The sequence below is a fragment of the Neisseria flava genome, assembly GCF_982712965.1.
In genome coordinates this window covers 1-4,372 of the sequence record NZ_CEXQBZ010000088.1, presented here as the reverse complement: position 1 = coordinate 4,372, position 4,372 = coordinate 1, and the positions used below count along the sequence as shown (strand labels likewise).

Annotated in this window: 4 protein-coding genes and 1 pseudogene; 2 read left to right on the top strand and 3 right to left on the bottom strand. The window is 47.5% G+C overall.

Translation table 11 applies throughout. The features are described 5' to 3' along the window. The first annotated feature begins 322 nt into the window (after positions 1 to 322). Positions 323 to 1,150, top strand: coding sequence for a peptide chain release factor N(5)-glutamine methyltransferase (gene prmC / locus AC5M9B_RS04565; RefSeq protein WP_029609848.1), 828 nt, complete (start codon positions 323 to 325; stop codon positions 1,148 to 1,150). Between the two features lie 130 nt (positions 1,151 to 1,280). On the opposite strand, the gene xth is transcribed toward prmC, so the two are convergent. After that, positions 1,281 to 2,051 (bottom strand): exodeoxyribonuclease III, encoded by a 771-nt coding sequence (xth, locus tag AC5M9B_RS04560; protein ID WP_019271373.1) that lies wholly within the window; start codon positions 2,049 to 2,051, stop codon positions 1,281 to 1,283. Between the two features lie 189 nt (positions 2,052 to 2,240). Continuing rightward, positions 2,241 to 2,522, bottom strand: coding sequence for an ArsR/SmtB family transcription factor (locus AC5M9B_RS04555; RefSeq protein WP_070656723.1), 282 nt, complete (start codon positions 2,520 to 2,522; stop codon positions 2,241 to 2,243). Between the two features lie 564 nt (positions 2,523 to 3,086). On the opposite strand from AC5M9B_RS04555, the gene AC5M9B_RS04550 reads away from it, so the two are divergent. Next, positions 3,087 to 3,968: a lysophospholipid acyltransferase family protein gene (locus tag AC5M9B_RS04550; protein WP_209283074.1), complete on the top strand. Its 882-nt coding sequence runs from the start codon at positions 3,087 to 3,089 to the stop codon at positions 3,966 to 3,968. A gap of 234 nt (positions 3,969 to 4,202) precedes the next feature. Here AC5M9B_RS04550 and AC5M9B_RS04545 read toward each other — a convergent pair. Then, positions 4,203 to 4,286, bottom strand: a pseudogene (locus tag AC5M9B_RS04545) (IS481 family transposase); the annotation flags it as partial. Positions 4,287 to 4,372: the final 86 nt, after the last annotated feature.

Sequence of the window (4,372 nt, the reverse complement as noted above, 5' to 3'; positions counted from 1 at the left end):
AGAAGGTGCTCATGGAAAATCCCCTAAATGTCTTGGTGGGAATTTAGGGGATTTTGGGGAATTTTGCAAAGGTCTCATAAGGGGATACGACCTTCAATAGTTTTTGTGTTTTTTCATCAAACGACATCTTCTATAGGGAAATCCTCACAAAGCCTCCAGCATTGTTATGTTTCCCGTCTTAATCCTGTTGCTTGGTGAACAAAAAAGTCTACTTGGAAAATTAAATGTTCGTAAATTCAAGGAAATCTTGGAAGTATTTTATGTTTGTTTTTAGCAGGCAGAGTTGATGGATGATGAGATGGAAATGAATGAAAAAAGAGTGATGACATTAGATGACTGGATACGGCAGTCTCCGCTACCGCGCATAGAGGCACGTATGCTTTTGCAAAAGGCGGGAGGTTACAGCCGTGTTCAATTAATAACGCAGGGAGCAGAAGCGATTCCGGCAGATATTTTCGCTCGGCTGGATAGTTTGGCGGAGCGTCGTCTGAATGGTGAGCCAATAGCTTATATCATGGGTGGCCGGGAGTTTTATGGTCGTTGGTTTGAAGTCTGCCCTGATGTTTTGATTCCCCGTCCGGAAACCGAGCATTTGGTTGAAGCGGTTATCGAACATCTCCCGAAAAACGGACGGGTTTGGGATTTGGGTACCGGTAGCGGGGCGGTGGCCGTTACGGTGGCATTGGAACGGAAGGATGCAGAAGTACGCGCGTCTGATATTAGCAGGCAGGCTTTGGTTGTTGCCCGTCGAAACGCAGAAAATTTAGGTGCAGCAGTTGAGTTTGCATCAGGATCATGGTTCGATACGGATAAAACGTCGTCTGAAGACAAATATCGTTTTGATGTTATTGTTTCCAACCCTCCTTATATTGAGAAAGATGACAGCCATTTGAATCAAGGAGATTTGCGTTTTGAGCCTCAGACGGCATTGACCGATTTTGCCGACGGCTTGACTTGTATTCGGGAGCTGGCACAGCGTGCGTCTGAATTTTTGAAAGAGGGCGGGTGGTTGCTGTTGGAACATGGATATAACCAAGGTGGGGCAGTACGGCAGATTTTGTCGGAAAATGGTTTTACAGAGATTGAAACCCGACAGGATTTGGCCGGTTTAGACAGGTTGACTTTGGGCGTCAGGCGACATATTGAATAAGAGTTTTGGTGGTTTGAATAATAAAAAACCAAACGTCAAACCCGTACACGCCAATACAGCCCGGAATTTAAAAAAGTCGTCTGAAAACCCAATTTTTGATTTTCAGACGACCTTTTTTAAAGATTACGCCTTACAAATCAAATTCAGCCACAACCGGCGCATGGTCGCTCGGGCGTTCTTGCGCGCGCGCGTCCAAATCGACATAAACGTCTTTCAACACGGCAGACAGGGCGGGGCTGATAAGCTGGTGGTCGATGCGCAGTCCGAGTTTGCGTTGGAACATCGCGCCGCGATAGTCAAACCAAGTGTAAAACGCGCCTTCGGGGTGGATTTGGCGCAGGCTGTCAGTCAAGCCCAAATCCAACAGATTTTTGAACCACTGTCTCTCGATGGAAGAACAGTGGATTTTTTCATGCCATTTTTCAGGGTCGTAGCAGTCGGCATCGGCTGGCGCGATATTGAAGTCGCCGAGTAAGACCAGTTTTTCGTGGCGCGTCATTTCGTCGCGGACAAATTCGGTCAAAGCGGCAAACCATTGTTCTTTATATTGGAATTTTGGGCTGTCGAGGGCTTCGCCGTTGACGCAATAAACATTGATGACGCGCACGCCGTTGACGGTTGCGGCGATGACGCGGCGTTGCGGGTCGTCGGGCAGGGCGGGCAGACCGACGTGTACGTCTTGCGGTTCGTTGCGGCTGATGATGGCGACGCCGTTGTAGGTTTTTTGCCCGCTCCAAACGCTGTGCCAGCCCATCATTTGCAGGGCGGCGGCGGGAAATTTGTCTTGGTCGAGCTTAAGCTCTTGCAAAACAAGGACATCGGGTTGATGGTCGGCAAGCCAGTTTTGCACCTGCGGCAGGCGCACGTTGAGGGAATTGACGTTCCAAGTGGTGATTTTCATGCAGATTCCGTGTGTGAGGGTCGTCTGAAAAGCGTTTCGGGCTTTTCGGGCAAAATAAGGACGAAACAAAAGCGGTTCATGCAAAACCGCTTTGTTGGGTAAACGGGACGTTATTGTAACATCAGGGGATTTTGGCGGCTGCCGGTTTTGAAACAAAAATCCGTTTGAGAAAACAATGCTCAACAGCCCTTAGGCGGCTTTACGGTTTTCCAAATGGCGCAGCGTATTGAGAATGGCGGCCGCTTCTTCGGATACCAGTCGGTATTCGATGACGCGGTGGTAGCGGGTGAAATCGATCAAACCTTCGGAGCGCAAACGCGCGAGATGGTTGGAAACAGCAGTCGCAGGCTGTCCGAGTGCTTCGGATAACTCAGCGATGCTGCGTTCGCTGTCCATCAACATGAACAAAATGGTCATGCGTTCGGGGTTGGCGATGAGTTTGAGAAGAGAAGAGAGACGTTTGGTTTCCATGGTGTATGCCTTTCTGTTCGTGTAGTTTGATTTGAGAAGCATTACAAAAAGAAGATGATTGTGATTCTTCTTATATTTTTAAGAAATTTCAAATGCTTATGTTCGTAAGTGTACATCAATCAGGAGCAAAAGAGAGCATTTGCGTTTAAATTTGCCGTAAATAATTGTTGTTTGATCAAATCCCAATGTATTTTAAAACGAGCAAAAAGACGATTTTTTAGAAATGAAAAACAAGGTTTAATTTATAAGAAAATGAAAAGGCAGAAGTGTAGATTTGGGTTGAAATTTAAAAAATAATTTATAAACAGATAAATATAAAAAGCAAAGCTGTTTTTTTGATATTTGTATTGATAGCAGACAACTGTTTTTTAAAATTAACGAAGTTTTAGGGAAAGTCTTGTCTGTACGTTTTCAGTCTGTAAAAATTTTACAACGGTTACTATCAATTTTGTTATTTGGTTTGAAGGAGCATCTTGATGGGAACGGCGTGCAGGCAGTCAACGAGGTATCGACTGCCTGCGTATTCGGCTATACAATCCGACCACCTTTCTTTGGTATACCTTTATGTATATTCTGATTACCTTTTTCTTCAAACTCTTCGCCGCCATGCCTCTGCGCCTGTTGCACGCATTGGCGGGCGTGTTGGGCGGTGTGGTTTATTATCTGCGCCGTGAGGATCGCGAACGCGTATTTGACAATATGCGCACGGCCGGTTTGCAGCCCGATGAAGCGGCGGTCAAGGCTGTGTTCCGCGAAACCGTCAAAGGCGGGTTGGAATTGCCCGTGGCTTTTTTCAGACGACCTGAGAGCATAGAAAAATTGTTTGTAGAAGTACGCGGTTGGGAGCATGTACAGGCTGCGTTGGATGCGGGCGAAGGATTGTTGTTTATTACCCCGCACATCGGCAGCTACGACCTTGCCGGACGATATATCAGCCAACAGCTTCCGTTTCCACTTACGGCGATGTACAAACCGCCGAAGCTCAAAGCGATGGATGAAGTCATGCAGGCGGGGCGCGTACGCGGTAAAGGTAAAACCGCACCGACCAGTATTCAAGGCGTTAAGCAGGTCATCAAAGCCTTGCGTGCGGGCGAAGCCACCATCGTTTTGCCCGACCATGTCCCTGCGCCAGAAGAAGGCGGAGACGGTGTGTGGGCAGAGTTTTTCGGTAAACCGGCTTTTACCATGACGCTGGCAGGCAAGCTCGCGCAGGTAAAAGGGGTTAAGGCATTGTTTTTCTGCGGAGAACGCCTGCCGAAAGGACGCGGGTTTGTCCTGCACATCGAACCCTTACGCGGCGAACTGAACGGCGATAAAGAACACGATGCGCGGGTAATCAATGAATATACGGAATATTGGATAAGCCGGTTCCCGACGCAGTATCTGTTTATGTACAACCGCTACAAACAGCCCGCAGGTGCGCCGGAGCCTCCCGAGCATGGGTGAAAAAATGTGAAATGTCGTCTGAAAACCTGGTGTTTGAATTTTCAGACGACCTTTTTTAATCATTTTTGTGGACGGATTCCACGCTACGGGTTTGTTATAGTGGATTAAATTTAAATCAGGACAAGGCGAGGCAACGCCGTACTGGTTTAAATTTAATCCACTATAGTAATTCGAGGGTGGGGCACACGGATACACGATACGCCGTGCTTAGATTGTAGGAAATCGTCGCATTGTTTACACCACAGGTTGAGAAAAATAAGCCTGCAAGACCTCAAACGGCGTATCACCGTTCAAACTGCGGTGCGGCTTCACAGTGTGAGACCTTTACAAAAAAGCCCTTCCCCCGACAACCGAAACCCAAACACAGGTTTTCGGCCATTTCCTTCCCCCCAATACCTCCTGAT